Consider the following 21,135-nt stretch of genomic DNA (forward strand, 5'->3'; position numbering starts at 1 on the left):
GTGACAGGTCTGTGACAGTCGGGGGACACGTCCATGAAGTGGCCCCGGCAGGATTTTCGGCACAGGCAAGGAACCACGAAGGAACCGAGCCGGAAGATCCGAACACCGGGCAAGTCCACTACGGGGGGCGCGAGATGAACACGCTGCACAGCACCAGCAACAACGCAGTCATCACGCGTCTGCACGACGTCACCCGGGGTTCAGAGAAGTCCGGCGCTGATGGGGGTCCCTCCCGCGCGAGTGGGTTCGAGCGTGGGGGAGGGCGGGGGTGCGTTCGCGGTGCCGGGCGTCAGCACACCGGTTACATGACGGTGGTTGACGCGCACACGGGGGAAGCGCACGGGGGAAGCGCGTACAGGGAGGACACGGGGGAGCGTCGCTCGCTGTCGGAGGCGGAGTTCACCGCCTACGTCCAGGAGCGCCGCGCCTCCCTGTACGCCACCGCGTACCACCTGACCGGTGACCGCTTCGAGGCCGAGGACCTGCTGCAGAGCGCGCTGTTCTCGACGTACAAGGCGTGGGACCGGATCAGTGACAAGGCCGCGGTCGGGGGCTACCTCCGCCGCACCATGACGAACCTGCACATCAGCGCGTGGCGCCGCCGCAAGCTGAACGAGTACCCGACCGAGGAACTGCCGGAGACGCCCGGCGACACGGACGCGATGCGCGGCACCGAACTGCGCGCGGTCCTGTGGCAGGCGCTGACCCGGCTGCCGGAACTCCAGCGCACCATGCTGGTCCTCCGCTACTACGAGGGCCGCACGGACCCGGAGATCGCGGAGATCCTCGACATCAGTGTCGGCACGGTGAAGTCCAGCATCTGGCGGTCACTCCGCCGCATGCGCGAGGACGAGGTCCTCAGCTTCGGCCGTGACGAGGAGGACGCCTTCGGGGAGCTCGTCGCCTGAGGGTCGGGGGGGAAGTAGGTAACGGGGGAAGCACAAAGGGGACCACGGGGGATCGGTACCGGGGGGTGCCGACGGGGTCACGGGGGATACGGGGGGACACGGGGGAAGCACCACGGGGGAAAAGGGGAGAGCGGGACTGGAGGGCCGGGGGGTCCGTCCAGTCCCGCTTTTCCGTGTGCGCTCAGCGGACCGCCCGGTGGAACCTCATGAGCGTCGCTTCGGCAGGCGCGTCACCGACGGCGATGGCGACGTCCGGGTCCATCCCCTTGACCGCGTAGGCGGTGATCTTCCCTTGCGGTACGGCGACCTCGGCGTCGTCCGGGGTGTCGTCGCACTCCGGGACGGTGGCGGTCCCCAGCCGCTCGCCCACGGCGAAGTCCTCGTCCTCGGCGCCGAGATAGCTGCGGTCCCCGTACGTCACCAGATACGCGCAGGAGGCCGCCGAGGGCCCCTCGTCCGAGCATCCGACAGCGGCGGCGAGCAGCGCGGTCGTCACGATCAGCCGTCGGCCGGTCTGGAGGGCGGTCGTCATCGGCGTCCTTTCCGTCAGCAGGTCCTGGACCTACGACGGAGTGGGCGCCGGATTCGTTCGGGCCGGGCGCCGGCCGACCGCCGCCGCGGCGAGTCGGCCCAGGGCCTCGTCCTTGTCGCAGGCGTGTGCGCCGAGGCCGGTCTGGCGGGCCACGATCGAGCGCTCCAGCCGCATCAGCCGCCAGCCGCGCCGCAGCAGGAAGGGCACGGACTTGCGGCCCTCCTTGAGATCCCGCAGGAAACGGCGGCGGAAGGTGCGCACCGGGCCGCGGCTCAGGCACAGCGCGTCGGCGAGGACACCCAGTTCCTGGCAGCGGGTGATGACCTCGGCGGCGAAGATGCCCTCCGCTATGAACAACGGGGTCCGCCCGACGTCGACCGCCTCCGTACCCGTACGGGCGCTGAGCGAGATGTCGTAGACCGGCACGTCCGTACGGCCCGTGCGGCACAGCTCCACGATCGCGGCGACCGCGATGTCCGCGTCCCAGGAGTCGGGGTGGTCCCAGTCGATGTCCGAACTCCCCGCCACCAGCGGCAGCGTCGGGTCGTCGCCCTCTTTGTAGAAGTCGTCGAGCCGCAGCACGGGCAGACCGGACCGGGCGGAGACGAGGGACTTGCCGGAACCCGAGGGGCCGCACAGCAGCACGACACGGGCCGGTGACGGGGAAAGGATGCTCACGGGACACCAGTTTGACGCATTCCGTACGTCCTGCCGACCCCGCGGGTCGGCATTGGAACGCGCATCACACGTCAACTACCCTTCGTGCTGACCTGATTACCCTGCGCACCAGAAGGTGGCACCAGCAATGGCACGACACACGTCCCCCCAGCACCCGACCGCCCAGCGCGCCCTGGTCGCCCTCGCGACCGCCGGAGTAGCCCTGGGCGCGGGCGCGGCGAGCGCCGCCGCGGACACCGCGCCGGTCGTCGACGTGATGCGGACGCGGCCCACCTCGCTCGGCAAGATCGACCCCGCGGCGGGTCTTGGCGCCCTCACCGGCACGGTCGGCTATGTCACCGGGCCGGTTGCGGGGCTCAAGCCCAACCCGCTCGCGGGGACGGGTGTCGACCCGCTCGACAACGGGGTCGCCACCCAGCTCGCGGACTTTCAGCCGTTGGCCTCGCGGGCGTTGACGGGGCCGGTGGCGGAGGCGGAGTCGATCGGGAGCATGCCGGTGGTCGGGCAGGTGACGGGGTTGTTGGGGGGCTGAGCGAGTGCGGGGGAGGGGCGGGGAGCTGCGGTCTCGTTGCCGGGTGCGGGTCCGGTGGTGGCTGGTCGCGCAGTTCCCCGCGCCCCTACTGAGCGGCCTGCGGCCGGCTCAGTAGGACGAGCCGCCGGCTCCTAGAGAACCCGTGGGATGCCAGACCGTCTTTGTCTCCAGGAAGGCCGTCAGGCGGTTGATGCCCGGGGGCTCCGTGTAATCCACAGGCTGTGGACGGAGGACTCGCTTGAGGTTGTCGGCCGCCGCGATTTCCAGGTCCTTCGCCAGTACTTCGTCCGCGCCGGCCAAGTCGATCGCGTTGACGTCCTGGTGCGCGGCGAGGGGGGCCGCGATCTCCGCCGTCCTGCCGGAGAGGACGTTGACGACACCGCCGGGCAGGTCGGAGGTGGCCAGGACCTCGCCCAACGACAGTGCGGGGAGCGGGGAGTTCTCGCTCGCGATGACGACGACCGTGTTGCCGGTCGCGATGACCGGGGCGACGACCGAGATCAGGCCCAGGAAGGAGGACTCCTGGGGCGCCAGGACGGTGACCACTCCCGTCGGTTCGGGCGAGGAGAGGTTGAAGTACGGGCCCGCTACCGGGTTCGCGCCGCCGACCACCTGCGCGATCTTGTCGGTCCAGCCCGCGTACCAGACCCAGCGGTCGATCGCCGCGTCGACGACTGCGGCTGCCTTGGACTTCGACAGGCCCTCCGCGTCGGCCACTTCGCGGACGAACTGGTCCTTGCGGCCCTCCAGCATCTCGGCGATGCGGTAGAGGATCTGGCCCCGGTTGTACGCCGTCGCGCCGGACCAGCCGCCGAACGCCTTGCGGGCGGCCACGACCGCGTCACGGGCGTCCTTGCGGGAGGAAAGGGGCGCGTTCGCGAGCCACTTGCCCTTGGAGTCCGTCACCTCGTACACCCGGCCGCTCTCGCTACGGGGGAACTTGCCCCCGACGTACAGCTTGTAGGTCTTGAAGACGTTCAAACGGTCAGACATCGAGGTACGCCTCCAGGCCGTGGCGACCGCCCTCGCGGCCGAAGCCCGACTCCTTGTAACCGCCGAACGGCGAGGTCGGGTCGAACTTGTTGAACGTGTTGGACCAGATGACACCCGCGCGCAGCTTGCTCGCGACCGCGAGGATGCGGGAGCCCTTCTCCGTCCAGATGCCGGCGGAGAGGCCGTACTGGCTGTTGTTGGCCTTCGCGACCGCCTCCTCGGGCGTGCGGAAGGTCAGCACGGACAGCACCGGGCCGAAGATCTCGTCGCGGGCGACGGTGTGCGCCTGGGTGACGTTCGTGAAGAGCGTCGGGGCGAACCAGTAGCCGGAGGACGGGAGTTCGCAGGACGGGGACCAGCGCTCGGCGCCTTCCGCCTCGCCCTGTTCCACGAGGGTGGTGATCCGCGCGAGCTGCTCGGCGGAGTTGATCGCGCCGATGTCCGTGTTCTTGTCGAGCGGGTCGCCGAGGCGGAGGGTGGAGAGCCTGCGCTTCAGGGAGTCCAACAGCTCGTCCTGGATGGACTCCTGGACGAGCAGACGGCTGCCCGCGCAGCAGACCTGGCCCTGGTTGAAGAAGATGCCGGTGACGATCCCCTCCACCGCCTGGTCGATGGGGGCGTCGTCGAAGACGATGTTCGCGCCCTTGCCGCCGAGTTCGAGGGTGACCTTCTTGGTCGTGCCGGCCACCTGGCGGGCGATCGCCTTGCCGACCGCCGTGGAGCCGGTGAAGGCGACCTTGTCGACGTCCGGGTGCGCGACGAGCGCGGCGCCCGAATCGCCGTATCCCGGAAGGATGTTGACGACCCCCTTGGGGAGGCCGGCCTGGCGGCAGATGTCCGCGAAGAAGAGCGCGGAGAGAGGGGTCGTCTCCGCGGGCTTCAACACCACCGTGTTGCCGGTGGCGAGCGCCGGGGCGATCTTCCACGCCAGCATCAGGAGCGGGAAGTTCCAGGGGATGACCTGGCCCGCGACACCGAGGGGCTGCGGGTTCGTACCGAAGCCCGCGTGGCCCAACTTGTCGGCCCAGCCCGCGTAGTAGAAGAAGTGCGCGGCGACCAGGGGGAGGTCGGCGTCCCTCGTCTCCTTGATGGGCTTGCCGTTGTCCAGGGTCTCCAGGACGGCCAGTTCGCGGCTGCGCTCCTGGATGATCCGGGCGATACGGAACAGGTACTTGGCGCGCTCGGAGCCGGGCAGCGCCGACCACTTCTCGAAGGCCTTGCGGGCGGCCTTCACCGCGCGGTCGACGTCCGCCTCGCCCGCCTGGGCGATCTCGGAGAGGACCTCTTCGGTGGAGGGGGAGACGGTCTTGAAGACCTTGCCGTCGGCGGCCTCGGTGAACTCGCCGTCGATGAACAGGCCGTAGGAAGGCGCGATGTCGACGACCGAGCGGGACTCGGGGGCCGGTGCGTAGTCAAAGGCAGTCATGGGGGATCAGTCCACCGTCACGTAGTCGGGGCCGGAGTAGCGGCCGGTGGCCAGCTTCTGACGCTGCATCAGCAGGTCGTTCAGGAGCGAGGACGCGCCGAAGCGGAACCAGTGGTTGTCCAGCCAGTCCTCGCCCGCCGTCTCGTTGACGATGACCAGGAACTTGACGGCGTCCTTGGAGGTGCGGATACCGCCCGCGGGCTTCACGCCGACCTGTACGCCGGTCTGCGCGCGGAAGTCGCGCACCGCCTCCAGCATCAACAGGGTGTTCGCGGGCGTGGCGTTGACGGCGACCTTGCCCGTCGACGTCTTGATGAAGTCCGCGCCGGCCAGCATGCCGAGCCAGCTCGCGCGGCGGATGTTGTCGTACGTCGACAGCTCGCCGGTCTCGAAGATGACCTTCAGGCGGGCGGCGCCCGAGGCCTCCTTCACGGCGACGATCTCGTCGTGGACCTTCATGTACTTGCCCGCGAGGAACGCCCCGCGGTCGATGACCATGTCGATCTCGTCGGCGCCGGCGGCGACCGCGTCGCGCACGTCGGCCAGCTTCACGTCGAGCGCGGCGCGGCCGGCCGGGAACGCGGTGGCGACGGAGGCGACCTTCACGGAGGAACCGGCGACGGCCTCCTTGGCGGTGGCCACCATGTCGGGATAGACGCAGACGGCCGCGGTCGAGGGGCTCGTCCGGTCGGTCGGGTCGGGGCGGACCGCCTTGGCGCCGAGCGCCCGGACCTTGCCGGGGGTGTCCGCGCCTTCCAGCGTCGTCAGGTCGACCATCGAGATGGCGAGGTCGATGGCGTACGCCTTCGCGGTGGTCTTGATGGAACGGGTGCCGAGCGAGGCGGCGCGCGCCTCCAGGCCGACCGCGTCGACGCCGGGCAGCCCGTGGAGGAAACGGCGCAGCGTGCTGTCGGACGCGGTGACGTCACCGAGAGCGTGTGCGGTGGGTGCAGTGGTGGGCATGGTCACCAGACGAGCATATCTACGCGCGTAGCAGCTGTACACCCCGGGCGAGATGTGCGCCCCAAAGGGGCGCGGGGCTGTACCTGTGTGCGGCTCCGCCGCGTGGGCGCGAGCAACCACAACGCACCCGCAGTCGCGAACGCACACAACCCCGACGGCGACCAGGCGCACCTCTGAGGCAGAATCGGCACCATGACGACCCCGCCCCCCGACACCAAAGACCGGATCTACCGCTCACCCGCGGGCCTCGCCGGCGGGGTCCTGCTGCTGGCCATCGCCGGCTGGCTCGGCGTCGACGCCCTCGTGACCGGCCACGGCCGCACCCCGTGGCTCGCACTGGCGGGCCTGATCCTCGTCGTACCGGTGATCGTGGCGTTCACGCTCCGCCCGGCGGTGTACGCCAACCCGGACCGGCTGCGGATCCGCAACCCGTTCCGGATCGTCGTCCTGCCGTGGGGCGAGCTGGCCGCGCTGCGGTCCGGCTACTCGAACGAGGCTCTCACGAACGCGGGCGCCAAGTTCCAGCTGTGGGCCGTGCCGGTCTCGCTGCGCGCCCGCAAGAAGGCCGCGCGGCGCGAGGCGCGGGCCACGGCGGAGGCGGCGGGCGCGCAGCGCGGCGGCGGCAGGTCCGGGTCGTTCGGCAGGGCCGGCAGCTTCGGCTTCGGCGCCGGTGGCGGAACCGTACCGGGTGGGTCCACGCGCGCGGAGTCCGACCAGATCATGGCCGACCTGCGCGAACTGCTGGAGAACCGGGAGCGGGCGGAGTCGGCGCAGGGCGAGGTCACGGTGCGCTGGGCGTACGAGGTGATCGCGCCGGCGGTCACGGGTGCCGTACTCCTGGCGATCCTGCTGGCGGTGGGGTAGCGAAGTAGGGGAGTGTGTCGAAGGCCAGGTGGTGAGAGTTGCTGAACGGGTGGCCGTGGCATGTCACCCGAGCGGACAGGGCAATGCCGACGCCGCCCGGTTCGGGGCACATGTCACCACAGCGAGATGCAGGAACGACGGTTGTTCGAGGTAGAAGCCGTACGACACGTCGGCACTCGAGTGCAGTTGTTCGGCTGCGCTGCTCATCAGTCGGGCCAGCCGAGAGGCATCCTGGTCCCGCTCCGATGCGAACCGGGGCGCGTACTCGGCCAGTCGCTCACCGAGCCATGACGCGGCCTCCTTCGCATCCTGCCACGTGCCACGAACCAGCGAATCCGGCTTGAGCAGCCAGTATGCCGTTTCCAGGGGCGGCAGATCGGAAGTGGGGAATTCTGCGGCCACTTCGCGGTACCGCTGAATCAGTTCTGGTCTGCTTCCCGCCGGGGGCGGCTCGGGGTGCGGGGGCCGTCGTAGCGCTTCCTGGTCGAAGCGCTCTTTCGGGCCGGCCCACAGATAGCCGTGGTGGTGCACGCGTCGTTCCCGTTCGGAGAGGTGTCGACCGGGCGCGGACCCGAGGTCGGGTCATGGACCTCGCCCGGCCGACGGAGGGGAGGATCAGACGTTCAGGCCGAAGCGCGCCGGGTCGATCCCGGCCGCGTCGAGTTCCTCCCTGGTGAACCGCAGCGGCTGTGCGTCGGGCCGCTTGCTGTCGTTCAGGGCCCAGACACCGTCGCCGATCCGAGCCAGGGTCACGCAACCCTCCGTGCAGGGGCCACCGCACGCCTTCACGAACGAGGCCCCGCTGATGTCGAGCTTGTACAGATCATTTCCGTCCAGCACGACTGCGCCTTCCTGCTCGGCTGACTCATCTGATCGCGGCCATGGCTGACCGCCGCCGCCCATGTCGGGCGGGAGTTATGGGATTCCGCTACTGGAGCGGGGCTCTACTCGGCGCGAACGACCATGGCGAACGAGGTCCTGACGCGCCGGAAACCGGCGTGACCGGACCGACCCGTGTGGCTCATGCACTTCAGGTCGACTGCCGCCGGGGCATCGGCAGGAATGGCTTTCCAGCCGCAGTGCAGACACTCGGCCGCGAATGTCACATCCGTGTCGGGATGCTCCGTGATCCGGTTGAGCACGAACCGCATGGCTGCTCTGATACTCACAACACCCCTTTGCGGCTCCGTGCGTTGGCCTCGGCGACCTTGCTCGTCAGTTCCTCTGGCGGACTGATCGGAGGGGGCTTGTAGTCAGGACACTTCGGGCTGCCGCACTCACATCGGGGCCAGTGCAAAGCTGAACGGGGAGCCAGGTCGGCGCCTTCGTGATCAGCCGAATCGGTGTCCTGTGCCTTGCCTTCACCCGCCACGCCGCGCCCTCTCGATCGGTTCCGTGTGGATGCGACGACCGTAGGAAAGAGGGAATGCCGTGCTCTACGAACTTGCATGAGCTTGCGCGTCGAGGCGCGGCCCAAAAGCGGCGATCAACCGATGGAGTCGATGGCGGCGGTGATGATCGACCGGGCCTGCGCGCCGTACACGGCGATCGTGGACAGTTCTGAGAACGCCTTCGCATACTCGGCGATCTCGCTGGGTTGGGTGACGGTCAGGTGCGCGGAGACAAGTTCCACGTTGACCTGTGCGTCGTCGTACATGGTGAACGACTCGACGGGCCATCCGGCGCCGCGCGGTGTACCGAGAGGGATGACACCCAGGCTGACGGACGGGAGCGATGCGACAGAGATCAGGTGGCCCAGAGCTCCGGCCATCGTGTCGTTGTCGCCGATGACCGTGCGCAGTACCCATTCCTCGATGAGCATGGCGAACCGGTGGTCCCCGGAGTACAGGATGCGCTGCCGGTCCATGCGGACGGCCATGGCGTCGTCGATGTCGTCCGGCACGTCTCGCAGGCGTGCCACTGTGCTCAACACCGCGCGGGTGTAGGCCGGTGACTGGAGCAGGCCGGGAATCACCCAGGACTGGTAGACGCGGAAGCGGCGGGTGCGTTCGAAGAGCGGCGCCACGGACTGCTGGACGCGTCGCAGGCCGGCTCGTTCCATGCGCCGCCACTGGATGTACGCGCCCTCTATCCCGCGTGCCGTGGCGATCAGGTCGGCGGTCTGGTTCTGGGCGTCGCAGAGTGCGGTGTACGTCCGGATGTCGGCGTCGGACGGGAGTATCCGCCCGTTCTCAAGCCGCGAGCACTTCGACTCGTGCCAGTGGGCGCGCCTGGCCAGTTCCCGGGCCGTCAGGCCGACGTCCTTGCGGATCTCGCGAAGACGTCGGCCGAGGGCCTGGCGTGCCTGTTGAACACTGGAAGCGGTCACGCCGGGAATCGTGGTTCAGACGAGCCGATAGTCCGCGTGCGGTACAGCCCGGGCCCAGACGGCCTCGAACGCGTCCGCGCACAGATTCACGACCGTCGGAGCGTTGCTGTACTCCTCGTCATCAGGGGCGAGTTCGCCGTCGCCCGCGAAATGGTGGAAGACGACCGAGTCGTGGTCGAAGAGCCAGAAGTCGTTGCCGGGCAGAGCCAGTCCGGATGCGTGGCGGCGAGGCAGCCAGCGGACCTGTTCGCCCGCTTTCAGAGTGGGGTCGGTCAGGTGATGCTCGAACCGGATGTAGTCCGACACTGGTTCCGACACGATCCTGGCCCTGCGAACCTCGACGCCTTGTGCGACGAGATCGGTGATGAGCCGTAGCCAGGGCCGACGTTCAGGATCGCTGTCGGCGGGATCGTCCCGTACGCCGTTCCGCCAGGCGACGAACCGAGGATCGGAGCGCATGTACTCGTCGCGCATCTCCAGATGGACGGCGGAACGGACGCAGCGTCGCAGTCGCTCCTCAAGAGTCGGTGCCGACACCGTTCCTCACCTCCGGGAAGAACCGCACCATGCGCTTCGGAATCTCGATCACGTCCTCGTGGCCGGGAAGATCGAGCTGCGAACGCCTGGCTTCGTCGGCCACCTTCCAACCCTGCACCAGGTACGTGTCCTTCTCGTCGTCGAGGTAGATCGTGGGTGACTTGCCGTCCGGGCTTTCGGGATCCTGGCCGAGCTTGATCAAGGTCATTGCTGTCTCCCCTGTCGTTGGACGCCTGTGCTTGATCTTGTGGCCAACGCCGGTAGGAGGACAGGAACTTGCGGGAACTTGCGTGGGTATCAGTGTCTTTGGACGGCCGTTTGTGAGATGAAGACCGTCCAGGTTGTGGGCTGGACGGTGAGGTGGGGGCTGGAGGTGTTCTTGGAGTCCCGGACGTGGATGGTGGCCGGGGTGCGGGCTATCTCGACGCAGGCGGAGCCTTGTTCGCTGTACGTCGACTTCTGCCAGGTCAGTTCGGTCATAGTCGTCTCTCAGATGTCTTGGGCGACGCGGTGGATGAGGTCGAGCGAAAGAGCCGGTTTCAGGGCGACGGTCTCCATGCGGTCCAGCACGAGCCGGTACATCTCCAATCGTCCTGCTGCGTCGACGAGTTCGCTGCCGTGCGCGGTGTCCACCTCGACGGTGTCGAGGGTGGGTACCGGGCCGTGGAAGTAGTCGATGGCGTGGCCGGTGGTAGGGAACGAGGTGCCGTCGAAGGGAATCACACGGAGGCTGACAGCTGGGTGTTCGCTGATCTCGGTGAGGTGGTGCAGTTGGGCTCTGGCCACTTCGCGCCCGCCGAACTGCATGCGCAGAGCGGCCTCGTGGACGACGGCCGTGTACGGCGGTGGCTGCTCGCGGTAGAGGATGGCCTGACGCTTGATGCGGTGGGAGATGCGGTACTCGATCTCGTGGGGGCGCAGGGCCGGAACGGCTTCGCGGAACAGTGCTCGGGCGTGTTCCGGCGTCTGAAGCAGGCCGGGGATGTTGATGACCTGGGTCACTCGGAGTCCTGTGGAGTGGTGTTCCAGCTCGGCCAGGTCGAGGAGACGGGGTGGCAGGGCGTCGCGGTACTCCTCCCACCAGCCGCGCGTCCGGTCGGCTGCCATGGTGGCGAGGGCGTCGACCAGAAGCTGGTCCGTACAGCCGTAGATATGGGCGAGCGCGTGTACTCGATCCGCGTTGATGCCGAAGCGGTTGGCCTCGATATTGCTGATCTGGGCCGGGGTTGTACCCAGCGACCTGGCGGCCTCGACAGCGGTCATGCCGGCGCGTTCCCGCAGGCGGCGCAGTTCGATGCCGACTCGAAGTCGGCGTGCTGTGGGGATCGGCCGCGCTGTCATGCCTTCACTCCGTTTCGTACGCCTGGCGTGGGGGTCGCCCACACGAAGGATGCTGCTGAGTATTTTGCGGATTGGTGCAAAACATTCAGCACGAGAAGTCTATGGTGAACCACAAGCCGCTCAACCCCGGCCGGTAAGCCGGAAGCGCACCGCGCCGTCATGTCCGCGCGCGGCACTGCCACCGCCCGACCGGACATCGAGTGAGTCAAATCCCTCCACCGCAGGAGCCGTTCATGGTCACCGTATCCCCGTCCGACACCTGGACGTACGCCCTCCGCCTGCCCCATGACCCCCGCGCGGCACGGGTCGCACGCATGACCGTACGGACCGTGCTCGACACCCACGGCAGACATGAAGTCCTGGACGCCGTCGAGCTGTTGACGTCCGAATTGGTCACCAATACCTACCTGCACGCCACCGGCCCCGCCTCCCTCCGCCTGACCGCCCTCGCTGACGGACGTCTACGCGTCGGAGTCCGGGACAGCCACCCGCGCATCCCCGCCCCCTTCGGCGGGCCGCCCCGGGACAGCGTCCCGCGCGCGCCGACGGACGCGGAAGGCGGACGGGGGCTGCGCCTCGTGCAGGAGTACGCCGACTGCTGGGGCGGCTGGTCCCTCGGCGACAACCTGCTGGATCGCGGTGCCGGGAAGCTGCTGTGGTTCGAGGTGGGCCGGGGAAGGGGCAGTTCCTAGCGAGCGTATTGTTGGCCGACCCGCCGGTGCCGGGCACATCCCCGGAGGTGAAGCCGAGCCACGCCGACCACAGCCGTGGTCCAAGCCTCTGGGAAGTCATGGACACGATCCTTCAGCACCCGCTGCGGCTGCCCCCGGCCGCGATACCCGACGGCTGCGTCACCTGGGACGAGGAGGGGACGCGCGCGTGGGCGCGGGCGGGAGCCTCGTGGTGGGTGCCGGTCCGGCCGCGGCTGTGGCTGCTCGAACAGTCGGCGGTGCTCGCCCTGATCGTCGCCTTCTGTCTGCTGACCCTGACGGACCTGCCCCAGTATCTGATCGCGCTGCTGCCGCTTCAGGCCGTCTGGGGTGTGTGGCGGCCCGAGGTCGTACGGTTCTCCGTCCCGGTCGTGGTCGTGGTGCTGGCGGTGGTGGTCGGGGTGAGCGAGGTGGCGTGGCCGGCGCCCGTGTGTGCCGCTGCGCTGCTCGTCGCCTCCGTGACAGCCACCGAACTGCGGGCACGCGCGCGTGCCCGGCAACGGAGGATCGCCCTGGCGGCGGCCGGCGGGGTCACGGCCGTGCTGCCCGTGGCGGACGCGCCGGTGCGGCGGGGCCGGTTCCTCCTCGGATTCGGCACCGTCGTGGCCGTACCCGCACTCGCGATGCTCGTCGCCTCCGCGCTGTCGCGTGACGCGGAGGACCGCCAAGGGGCGGCCGGGGCGGGCCTGTTCCTGCTCGGGCTGGCGTTCACCGTGCTGCTCTCCGGAGTCCTCGGCAGGCGGCGGGCCCGCGCGTTGCGCCGGGCACCCGCGCCGGTGCTGCGCGTCCTCGTCCGCAAGGACGGTCACGGGGACGCCGTGGTCTTCGCGGCGGACGACACGACGGGGGCCCGGCCCCTGTTCACGGTCCCGGTGATGACACAGGCCGTCGACGAGGACGAGGACGAGGAGGAAGAGAGCGACGAGGAAGAGGAGCTGGACGAACTCCTCGACGGGCTCAAGGACGAGGAACGCGGTCCCCTGCACGAGGCCGTTCTCTACGGCACGCCCTGCGACGGCGCCGAGGTCCTGCTCGTCGGTGCCGCCCCGAAGCCGGGCGAGCCGCCGCTGACCGAGTGGTCGACGGGTCCGGTACGGCCGCTGTCGGAGCGCGGCCTGCGCTCGCGGCTCGCCCGCGAGGAGCGGGCGGCGGTCCGGGCGGCGCGTGCCGAGGCGGAGCGCGCGGAACTGGTCGAGGCCGCGCGGACCATGACCGTCGTACCGGTACGACGCTGGCGGGCGGGGCCGGTGGACCTGCTGTCGGCCTTCCTGGTGGTGCAGTGGGGCGTCTGGCTCTGTGTGATCGGGTTCGACGGCGTTTTCTGGCACCGGGCCCTGCTGCTCGCCGTCGGTCTGATGGGCGCCCTCACCGTCCCGGTGAAGCTGCGCTGGCGCCTCACGGCCGACCGCACCGGCATCTGGCTGAACCGGCTGCGCGCCCCCCGCCACATCCCCTGGGACGACCTGCGCGCGGCGCGCCGGGAGTCGTTCGAGTTGCAGCTGCGGGTCCGTGGCGGCGACAACTGGGCGGTGTCCGCGCCCCGTTGGCCCTGGTTTCAGCGCAGGCGCGGACTGACTCACCCTTACGACACCCTCGCCGCCGAACTCTCCGCGATGATCGCCGACCCCGCCCTGCGCCCCACGGGCGAGAGCGGTGAGAAGGAGCGCGGGCGCCCGCTGTGGCCGTTCGCCGTGGTCCTCGGTGTCGCCTGGATCGCGGCGCTCGTCACCCGCTGGATGTCCTGACCGCTGTGCGGGGCGGTGCCCCCATGCCGACGCTTCCGTCCCCTTATTGGCAACGTTGTCCAAAGCGCGGCGTGAGCTCTTTCCCTGTGCCTGTCCTAGGGGTTACCTAGGGGATACTTCGACATGAAGCGTGTGCCCGGCAGTCACTTTTGTCTCGTGCCGTTCATCTCCGCCTCAGTAGATTGCTGATGCCGTCCATAGCGCCGTACCTGCGGGTTTTACTCATCAATGGGCGGCAAGGGGTGGGGACATGGAGCGGTCCGGCGAGGCGGCAAGACCTGTCGTCGCGGTGATGGGCATGAGATGTCAGATCGACATCGACGGCCGGGGCGGGTTCGGCTGGCGGCTGGTCGCCCCCAACGGGCGGTCGGTGGCGGTGTCGTTGACCTCGCACGACAGCCATGAGCGATGTCGTGCGGCCTTCGCGAGGCTGTGTTCGCGGCATGCGGAGATGGGCGGTGGCATCCAGCACAGCACCGGGGGCGGTGGCTGGGTGTGGGTGGTGTGGGAGACGTCCGGGCGGCATCTGGCCGGGGCGGCGCGGACGTACGAACGGCACGCCACGTGTCGTGCCGCCTACGACCGCTTCCGCGCGATGCTGCCCGAACTGGTGGGTGCGGGGCCTGAGTTATTCGGGGACAGTAGCTGACTTCCAGTCAACTTGCCTGTCCCTGCGGCGAGTTCGTCAACTGATACTGCCCCTGGGCGAGTTGGTCCATGGTGGTGCGAGTGCCCCGCGCAACGGTTGTTGCCCCCAGGGCACCTCTCGTTCACACCTCGGGGCGAGCATGTCAATCGTGGCCCCGGAGCGTCGGCACCGTGCCTGTGCCGAGACGAACCAGACAGCCGCAGCCCGTGACCGCTCTCGCGGCCGGGCCCCTCGATGACGACGCGCCGAGACGCCTGTACCCCGACCCGGGTCTGCCCGACCGGGTGTTCCGCGCGGTGCTGCGTTCCGGCGGCACCTTCGTGCTGGCCGTCATGCTGCTCGTGGGCGGCTTCCTGCTCTACCGGGCGTGGCTGGCGCTGGACAAGGCCGGCTGGTCGTTCCTGACCACCGCTCAATGGGCCCCGGACCAGGGCGACTTCGGCATCGCGGCCGTGCTTGTCGGGACCGTGCTGATCGCGATCGTCGCCGTCCTGGTCGCCGTACCGCTGGCCACCGGCGCGGCGCTGTACATCTCGGAGTACGCGCCGCCGCGGCTGCGGCAGACGCTGATCAGCGTCGTCGACCTGATGGCCGCGGTGCCGTCCGTGGTCTACGGACTGTGGGGCGTGTTCTTCCTCCAGGACAAGGTGCTGCCGGTCGCCCGCTGGATCTCCACCTACTTCGGGTGGATCCCGGTCTTCGACGTGCGGGGCGCCGACCCGGCCGACCCGCTGGCGCCCGAGAGCCTCTACACGTCCTCGACGTTCATCGCGGGCCTTGTCGTCGGCATGATGATCGCGCCGATCGTCTGCTCGATCATGCGCGAGGTCTTCTCCCAGGCCCCCGCCGGTGAGCGCGAGGGCGCCTACGCGCTCGGCGCCACCCGCTGGGGCATGATCCGCAGCGTCGTCCTGCCCTTCGGGCGCGGCGGGATGATCGGCGGCACGATGCTCGGGCTCGGCCGGGCGCTCGGCGAGACCATCGCCATCTTCATGATCATCTCGGTGACCTTCGACATCCAGTGGCACGTCCTGCAGTCCGGGACCAGCTCGATCGCCTCGCTGATCGCGCTGCACTACGGCGAGGCCAGCGAGTTCGGCATGTCCGCGCTGATGGCGGCCGGCTTCGCGCTGTTCCTCATGACGCTGATCGTCAACTTCGCCGCCTCCTCCATCGTCGCCCGCTCGCGCTCGGGCGCGACGAGCGACGCCTGACCACGCCCCCCGTCCAACTCCCCGGCGCCCGCAGCCCCTTACGCCATACAGGAATGAGCGACCATGACCGTTGCCCCTGAAGCGCCCGGCGCGCGTCAGGCGACCGGCCGCCCGCGCACCACGCTGCCGGGCCCCGCGCGCACCGCCGAGCCGGGCGGGGAGCGCCGCCGCGCCCTGACCCGGCTGCGCGCCACCGACACGTACGCCGTCGTCGGCGCCTCCGCCTCCGCGCTGTCGCTGACCTGGCTGCTGTTCGCCTGGCTGCTCCCCTTCAACGGCGCGGTCGGCTTCGTCGTCCTGGCCTACGGCCTCTTCCTGCTGATCTACGCCCTGCTGGTCTCCTTCGACGAGGACGGGCCGGCCATCGTCGACCGGATCGCGGCGGCGGTCGTCCGGTCGATGGGCGTGCTGCTGGTCGTGATCCTCGCGTTCGTCGTCGTGTACGCGCTCGTCGAGGGCCGCAAGGCGCTGACGCACCTGAACTTCTTCACCCAGGACATGAAGCTGGCCGGCCCGCTGGAGCCGCTCAGTGTGGGCGGGGCGCTGCACGCGGCGGCCGGCACCCTCATCATGATCACCATCGCGCTGCTGATCACCGTGCCGGCCGGGCTGCTCTGCGCGGTGTTCCTCACCGAAGTGCCCGGCGGCTACGCCCGGTTCGTGCGCACCATCGTCGAGGCGATGACGGCGCTGCCGTCGATCGTCGCCGGCCTGTTCATCTACGCCACCGTGATCCTCGGCCTCGGCCTGGGCCAGTCCGGCCTCGCCGCCGGTCTCGCCCTCTCGGTGATGATGCTGCCGATCATCATCCGCGCCGCCGACGTCGTCATCCGGCTGGTGCCCGGCACCCTGCGCGAGGCCAGCTACGCGATGGGGACGAGCCGTTGGCGCACGGTGTGGCACGTCGTCCTGCCGACCTGCCGCTCGGGTCTGACCACCGCCGTGATCCTCGGCACCGCGCGCGGCATCGGCGAGACCTCGCCGGTGCTGCTGACCGCGGGCTACACCAACGACCTCAACCTCAATCCGCTGCACGACCCGATGGTCTCGCTGCCGCTCGTCACCTTCGAGTTCGTCAAGTCGCCCGAGCCGAACATGATTTCGCGCGGTTTCGGTACGGCGGCGCTGCTGATGACGCTGGTGCTGCTGCTGTTCGTCGCCGCGCGCGTCGTCGGCGGCCGTGGACCAGGGCAGTTGACGCGCCGTCAGGAACACCGGCGCGTCCTCGCGTCGGGACGTGACGCGCGTCGCTTCGCCGGGCGCCCGGCCGCCCCCGCTTCCACCCCGAGCCTCAACGCCCTTACCGACAAGGGGAGTTCGTCGTGAAACCCGCCACTCGTTTCCGTCTGGCGGCCACCGTGCTGTCGTTGCTGTGCGCCTTGTTCGCCGTCCAGACGCCGTCCGCCGCAGCCGCCTCCTACGCGAAGATCACCGGCTCCGGCTCGACCTGGAGCTCCAACGCGGTCCAGCAGTGGGTCCGCAACGTCAAGGCCAACTACGGCATGACGGTGAACTTCTCGGCCAACGGCTCCTCGCAGGGCCGTCAGCAGTTCAAGAACGACACCGTCGACTTCGCGGTCTCCGAGATCCCCTACGGCCTCAAGGAGCAGGGCGTCACGGAGGTCCCGCCGAGCCGCGGCTACGCCTACATGCCGATCGTGGCCGGCGGTACGGCGTTCATGTACAACCTCAAGATCAACGGCAAGATGGTCACCAACCTGCGGCTGTCCGGCGAGGTGGTCACCAGGATCTTCACCGGGAGGATCACCCGCTGGAACGATCCCGCGATCGCCGCCGACAACCCGGGCCTGACCATGCCGGCCCGCGCGATCGTCCCCGTCGTCCGCTCCGACGGCTCGGGCACCAGCGCGCAGTTCACCACCTGGATGTCCAAGGAGTACCCCGCCCTGTGGAGCGACTACTGCTCCCGTACCGGGCGCGGCAGCGGCAACTGCGGCATGACCTCCTTCTACCCGCTGCTCAGCGGCTCCACGATGGTCTCCAAGTCCGGCTCGCTCGGCGTCTCCGGCCATGTCCGCCAGCCCTCCGGCGAGGGCGCGATCACCTACGTCGAGTACTCCTACGCCAAGAACACCGGCTTCCCGGTGGCCAAGGTCCTCAACAAGGACAACTACTACGTCGAGCCGACCGCGGCGAGCGTGGCGGTGGCCCTGACCAAGGCCGAGATCAACCAGAACAAGCAGTCCTCGAACTACCTGACGCAGATCCTCGACGGGGTCTACACCAACGCGGACGCCCGCACCTACCCGCTCTCCAGCTACAGCTACATGATCCTGCCGACGAAGGTGGAGGCGGGCTTCACCGAGGCCAAGGGCAACTCCCTGGGCACGTTCGCCCGTTACTTCCTGTGCGACGGACAGCAGCAGGCGGACGACCTGGGCTACTCGCCGCTGCCGAAGAACCTCGTCGAGGCGGGCTTCGAACAGATCCGCCGGGTCCCGGGCGCTCCCACGAGCACGATCAACATCAACGACTGCCGCAACCCCACCTTCTCCGGGGGCGTCAACACCCTGATCAAGAACGCCCCTTACCCCAAGGCCTGCGACAAGAAGGGGACGGCGCAGTGCACCACAGGGACGGCCGGCGCGGCGGGCACCGACACCCCGGTGAAGCCCTCCGCGAACGGCGGTAGCACCTCGGGCGGCGCCAACTCCTCGGCCGGCGGCTCGACTTCCGGCGGTTCCTCCGCCACGGGCGGCACCGGCGGCACGGACACCAACGGCGACGGCACGCCCGACGGCACCGCGAGCGCCGCCGCCGGCGGCACCACCGGGGGCACCGTCGACCCCGACACCGGTCAGGTGGTCAGCGGCGACGGGACCGGCACCGGCACCGGCGACACGTCGGTCGTCGCCAACCCGGTGGCCCTCGCCTCCGACAACGGCCTCGGGATGCGCGGCGCCCTGATGGCCCTGTCGGCCGTCCTGCTGCTCGCGGTGGTCGTCGGACCACCGCTCACCGCCCGGATGCTGGCGGCCCGTTCGCGCCGCAAGAGGGAGTTCTGATGAGACGCCTGACGGTACGGAGGCCGGTCGGCCGGCGGCGGGTGGCCGCGGGCGTGGGCTGCCTGGTGTCCGCCCTGGCGCTGGCGGTGCTGCCGCTGCCCCGGGGCGCGGACCAGGCGCGGGCCGCGACCACCGAGAGTTCCGCGGTGACCGAGAGCGGGGCGAAAGGGACGTACGGCGACGACTTCTCGAAGCTCAAGGTCACCGTGCACCAGACGAAGGACCTGACCGGGCAGGGCGTGCGGGTGACCTGGACGGGCGGGGAGCCGTCCGCCAACGACCAGACGAACTTCCTGTCGGTCATGCAGTGCTGGGGGGACCAGGCGACCGGACCGGACCGTACGCAGTGCGAGTTCGGGCTGGCGGCGGGCGCGCAGGCAGGCAACGGCCGGTCCGTGTACCAGGGTTCCTCCTCCGTCGGCGACCCGCTGGAGACCGCGTCCTCGACCCCGGTCGACCGGAACGGCGACCACTACGTGCCGTTCCGGCCGGTCGAGGGCCAGGGCGCCGCCACCACCAGCGGCACGGACACCACGTACTTCACCGACGGGGACACCAACGCCGTCGCGTTCCTGCCGAACGACGGTGACGGCGGCGGCGACATGTCGTTCGAGCTGAAGTCGGCCGTGGAACAGCCCGCCCTGGGCTGCGGCGCCCGCACCACCTCGGCCGGCGCGATCGAGCCGTGCTGGCTGGTGGTGGTGCCGCGCGGCACCCACGACCCCGGCGGGCAGCAGCACCAGCCGGGCAGCCAGGTCTCCTCCGCGCTCAGCCAGTCGAACTGGGACCAGCGCATCGTGTTCCGGCTCGGCTTCGCGCAGGTCACGGACAACTGCGACGCGGACAAGCCCGAGCGCGGGATCATGGGTTCCGAACTGGCCACCGATGTCGTCACGTCGTGGCAGAGCGCGCTGTGCAGGACCGGGACCTACCGGTTCAACTACACCCAGTCCGGTGAGCAGCAGGCGCGGGACGCCGTGACCTCGGGCGACTCGGAGGCGGGGCTCGCCATGACGGTGGATCCCGTCGAACCGGTCGACGGGGCGCCCCAGGTGGTGCACGCGCCGGTCGCGGTCACCGGGCTGACGATCGGGTTCGTCTGGATGTACGACGCGACGGGCGGCAGCCGCCCGCTGCCCGAACTCAAGCTCAACCAGAGACTGCTGGCCAAGGTGCTCACGCAGTCCTACCCCCTCAGCCTGGTCAAACCGGGCGACAAGGTGCCCGACGACCTCTCCGGCAACCCGGACTCCCTCGTCAAGGACCCCGAGTTCCTCGCGCTCAATCCCGGTCTCGCGGGTCAGGCGGCCGGCAACGCCCCCCTGGGTCTGGCCGTCACCCAGGCCAACACCGACTCCGCCCGCATGGTGTGGAAATACATTCTGGCGAACACCGATGCGCGCGAGTTCATCGGAGGGAAAAAGGATCCCTGGGGAATGAAGGTCAACCCCGCGTACGCGGACGGGGTGATCTCGGATTCCCTGGATTTCTTCCCCAAGACCGATATCACGCCCACCACGACCGACTGCGGCGGCGGCAACACCACCACCATCACGTACACCGGGATGGACGTGGTCCCCTATGTCAACGACATGCACGACGGGGCACTGAAGGTACGCCGTGGTGACATCGGCACCGCCTATCAGTGCGTGCTCAGCGACAACGTGCCGAAACTGACACCGGTGGGCCGGCCGATTCCGACGAACCAGCGCCAGTTCGGCCTGGTGGACAACGCGTCCGCGGTGCGTTACCTGCTGGGCGCCGCCTCCCTCCGGAACGCGGACGGCGCGTACGTCAAGCCGACGGACGCGTCCCTGCTCACGGCGGTCGGCGAGATGCCCGACTCGGACGTGGCCGGCGTCAAGGCGCCCGATCCCGGCAGGATGAGGGACGGCGCCTATCCGCTGACCGCCGTGGTCTACGCGGCGGCCTCGCTGGACCAGGCCAAGGACGCCCGGCTCGACTACGCCAAGGTGATGCGCTACGCCGCCGGCGACGGCCAGACCCAGGGCACCGCGAAGGGCCAACTGCCGTACGGATACGCCCCGTTGCCCACCGCGCTGCGCACACAGGCGCGGCAGGCGGCGGACCGGCTGGAGAAGGGCGTGCCGGACGTGGCCGAGTCCTCCACCGGCACGTCCTCGGGCGGCGGCGACCTGAGCGGCACCGGCAGCGGCGGCACGACGGCCGGCGGCGCGACCGGCGGCAGCGGCGGCACCGGGTCCACCGGCACGCCGGGCGCCACCGCCGACGCGTCGGACACCGCCCACCCCTCCACCGCCCCGACGGAGACCGACCCGGCCAAGCAGAACGTGGCCCAGTCCGGCGGATACACCCCGTCCGAGGTACTCGGGATCGTCCGCTGGGTACTGCTCGGTGTCCTCGTCGCCGGCGGCCTGGCCGCCCTCGCCGGCCCGGTCGCGCTGCGCCTCTCCGTGCGCCGGGGGGCGGCCGGCGGCTGAGCAATTCGAGAGGTCCGGATTCCCGGGGCGCATCAGTGCCCCGGGAAATCCGCACACCGTCGAGTGAATTCCCTTGGAGTCACTTAGGAAAGGGAGTCGTAACCTGATGACCGGCTGGAATTGGTGGCCTCAGGACACGATTCTGCGGAATTGTTCTGGGTGGCCGGTCGACGGGCCGGCGGCGAAAGAAATCCGGATTTCTCTTGCACGTCTTCCGCTTGTACGT

The 21,135-nt window shown here is 69.6% G+C and carries 23 protein-coding genes; 10 read left to right on the top strand and 13 right to left on the bottom strand.

The window, feature by feature from the left end:
• The first annotated feature begins 134 nt into the window (after positions 1-134).
• Positions 135-908 carry a SigE family RNA polymerase sigma factor gene (locus ACIQBL_RS02390; protein WP_401935825.1) on the top strand — a complete coding sequence of 258 codons (774 nt, stop codon included), beginning with the start codon at positions 135-137 and terminating at the stop codon, positions 906-908.
• Positions 909-1,089: 181 nt separating this feature from the next.
• On the opposite strand, the gene ACIQBL_RS02395 is transcribed toward ACIQBL_RS02390, so the two are convergent.
• Positions 1,090-1,440 carry a DUF6281 family protein gene (locus tag ACIQBL_RS02395; protein ID WP_401935827.1) on the bottom strand — a complete coding sequence of 117 codons (351 nt, stop codon included), beginning with the start codon at positions 1,438-1,440 and terminating at the stop codon, positions 1,090-1,092.
• A 30-nt stretch (positions 1,441-1,470) separates the two neighbouring features.
• Positions 1,471-2,118 carry a uridine kinase gene (locus ACIQBL_RS02400; protein ID WP_401935828.1) on the bottom strand — a complete coding sequence of 216 codons (648 nt, stop codon included), beginning with the start codon at positions 2,116-2,118 and terminating at the stop codon, positions 1,471-1,473.
• 127 nt (positions 2,119-2,245) lie between these two features.
• On the opposite strand from ACIQBL_RS02400, the gene ACIQBL_RS02405 reads away from it, so the two are divergent.
• Positions 2,246-2,650 carry a hypothetical protein gene (locus ACIQBL_RS02405; protein ID WP_401935830.1) on the top strand — a complete coding sequence of 135 codons (405 nt, stop codon included), beginning with the start codon at positions 2,246-2,248 and terminating at the stop codon, positions 2,648-2,650.
• A 108-nt stretch (positions 2,651-2,758) separates the two neighbouring features.
• Here the strand turns inward: ACIQBL_RS02405 and ACIQBL_RS02410 are convergent, their stop codons facing one another.
• The 3 genes from ACIQBL_RS02410 to deoC are packed head-to-tail and all read right to left on the bottom strand — an operon-like array spanning position 2,759 to position 6,032.
• On the bottom strand, positions 2,759-3,643 hold the full coding sequence (locus ACIQBL_RS02410) for an aldehyde dehydrogenase family protein (RefSeq protein ID WP_401935832.1): 885 nt from the start codon (positions 3,641-3,643) through the stop codon (positions 2,759-2,761).
• Positions 3,636-5,069: an aldehyde dehydrogenase family protein gene (locus ACIQBL_RS02415; protein ID WP_401935833.1), complete on the bottom strand. Its 1,434-nt coding sequence runs from the start codon at positions 5,067-5,069 to the stop codon at positions 3,636-3,638. Before ACIQBL_RS02415 ends, ACIQBL_RS02410 begins: the two co-directional genes overlap by 8 nt.
• Positions 5,070-5,075: 6 nt before the next feature.
• Entirely contained in the window at positions 5,076-6,032 is a 957-nt protein-coding gene (gene deoC / locus ACIQBL_RS02420) for a deoxyribose-phosphate aldolase (protein WP_401935835.1), read from the bottom strand.
• Positions 6,033-6,224: 192 nt separating this feature from the next.
• Between deoC and ACIQBL_RS02425 the strand changes: the two genes are divergently transcribed.
• The gene (locus tag ACIQBL_RS02425) at positions 6,225-6,896 is read left to right on the top strand and encodes a PH domain-containing protein (RefSeq protein WP_401935837.1); all 672 of its coding nucleotides are present in this window, start codon (positions 6,225-6,227) and stop codon (positions 6,894-6,896) included.
• Between the two features lie 63 nt (positions 6,897-6,959).
• On the opposite strand, the gene ACIQBL_RS02430 is transcribed toward ACIQBL_RS02425, so the two are convergent.
• From ACIQBL_RS02430 to ACIQBL_RS02465, 8 genes are all read right to left on the bottom strand, one after another.
• Positions 6,960-7,427, bottom strand: a complete 468-nt coding sequence (locus ACIQBL_RS02430) for a hypothetical protein (protein ID WP_401935839.1) — start codon at positions 7,425-7,427, stop codon at positions 6,960-6,962.
• An 84-nt stretch (positions 7,428-7,511) separates the two neighbouring features.
• Positions 7,512-7,736 carry a DUF397 domain-containing protein gene (locus tag ACIQBL_RS02435; RefSeq protein ID WP_401935841.1) on the bottom strand — a complete coding sequence of 75 codons (225 nt, stop codon included), beginning with the start codon at positions 7,734-7,736 and terminating at the stop codon, positions 7,512-7,514.
• A gap of 104 nt (positions 7,737-7,840) precedes the next feature.
• Positions 7,841-8,047 carry a hypothetical protein gene (locus ACIQBL_RS02440; RefSeq protein ID WP_401935843.1) on the bottom strand — a complete coding sequence of 69 codons (207 nt, stop codon included), beginning with the start codon at positions 8,045-8,047 and terminating at the stop codon, positions 7,841-7,843.
• Positions 8,048-8,382: 335 nt separating this feature from the next.
• The gene (locus tag ACIQBL_RS02445; protein WP_401937009.1) at positions 8,383-9,234 is read right to left on the bottom strand and encodes a helix-turn-helix domain-containing protein; all 852 of its coding nucleotides are present in this window, start codon (positions 9,232-9,234) and stop codon (positions 8,383-8,385) included.
• A gap of 6 nt (positions 9,235-9,240) precedes the next feature.
• A complete protein-coding gene (locus tag ACIQBL_RS02450) occupies positions 9,241-9,699 on the bottom strand; it encodes a DUF6879 family protein (protein ID WP_401937012.1) in 459 nt (152 codons plus the stop codon).
• 43 nt (positions 9,700-9,742) lie between these two features.
• On the bottom strand, positions 9,743-9,970 hold the full coding sequence (locus ACIQBL_RS02455; protein ID WP_401935845.1) for a hypothetical protein: 228 nt from the start codon (positions 9,968-9,970) through the stop codon (positions 9,743-9,745).
• A gap of 89 nt (positions 9,971-10,059) precedes the next feature.
• Entirely contained in the window at positions 10,060-10,242 is a 183-nt protein-coding gene (locus ACIQBL_RS02460) for a DUF397 domain-containing protein (protein WP_401935846.1), read from the bottom strand.
• Positions 10,243-10,251: 9 nt separating this feature from the next.
• Entirely contained in the window at positions 10,252-11,103 is an 852-nt protein-coding gene (locus tag ACIQBL_RS02465; protein WP_401935848.1) for a helix-turn-helix domain-containing protein, read from the bottom strand.
• Positions 11,104-11,336: 233 nt separating this feature from the next.
• Between ACIQBL_RS02465 and ACIQBL_RS02470 the strand changes: the two genes are divergently transcribed.
• The 7 genes from ACIQBL_RS02470 (at position 11,337) to ACIQBL_RS02500 (ending at position 20,909) form a co-directional block, all read left to right on the top strand.
• Complete coding sequence (locus ACIQBL_RS02470; protein WP_401935850.1) at positions 11,337-11,795, top strand: ATP-binding protein; 459 nt, start codon at positions 11,337-11,339, stop codon at positions 11,793-11,795.
• A 98-nt stretch (positions 11,796-11,893) separates the two neighbouring features.
• The gene (locus ACIQBL_RS02475; protein ID WP_401935851.1) at positions 11,894-13,558 is read left to right on the top strand and encodes a hypothetical protein; all 1,665 of its coding nucleotides are present in this window, start codon (positions 11,894-11,896) and stop codon (positions 13,556-13,558) included.
• A 250-nt stretch (positions 13,559-13,808) separates the two neighbouring features.
• Positions 13,809-14,207 carry a hypothetical protein gene (locus ACIQBL_RS02480; RefSeq protein ID WP_401935853.1) on the top strand — a complete coding sequence of 133 codons (399 nt, stop codon included), beginning with the start codon at positions 13,809-13,811 and terminating at the stop codon, positions 14,205-14,207.
• A 206-nt stretch (positions 14,208-14,413) separates the two neighbouring features.
• Positions 14,414-15,421: a phosphate ABC transporter permease subunit PstC gene (pstC, locus tag ACIQBL_RS02485; RefSeq protein WP_401935855.1), complete on the top strand. Its 1,008-nt coding sequence runs from the start codon at positions 14,414-14,416 to the stop codon at positions 15,419-15,421.
• A 63-nt stretch (positions 15,422-15,484) separates the two neighbouring features.
• The gene (pstA, locus tag ACIQBL_RS02490; protein WP_401935857.1) at positions 15,485-16,747 is read left to right on the top strand and encodes a phosphate ABC transporter permease PstA; all 1,263 of its coding nucleotides are present in this window, start codon (positions 15,485-15,487) and stop codon (positions 16,745-16,747) included.
• Positions 16,744-18,447 carry a phosphate ABC transporter substrate-binding protein PstS gene (gene pstS / locus ACIQBL_RS02495; RefSeq protein WP_401935859.1) on the top strand — a complete coding sequence of 568 codons (1,704 nt, stop codon included), beginning with the start codon at positions 16,744-16,746 and terminating at the stop codon, positions 18,445-18,447. The genes pstA and pstS overlap by 4 nt, the downstream gene beginning before the upstream one ends.
• The gene (locus ACIQBL_RS02500) at positions 18,447-20,909 is read left to right on the top strand and encodes a hypothetical protein (RefSeq protein ID WP_401935861.1); all 2,463 of its coding nucleotides are present in this window, start codon (positions 18,447-18,449) and stop codon (positions 20,907-20,909) included. The genes pstS and ACIQBL_RS02500 overlap by 1 nt, the downstream gene beginning before the upstream one ends.
• The last annotated feature ends 226 nt before the right edge of the window (positions 20,910-21,135 follow it).

Source organism: Streptomyces sp. NPDC088350, from assembly GCF_044753545.1.
GTDB lineage: Bacteria > Actinomycetota > Actinomycetes > Streptomycetales > Streptomycetaceae > Streptomyces.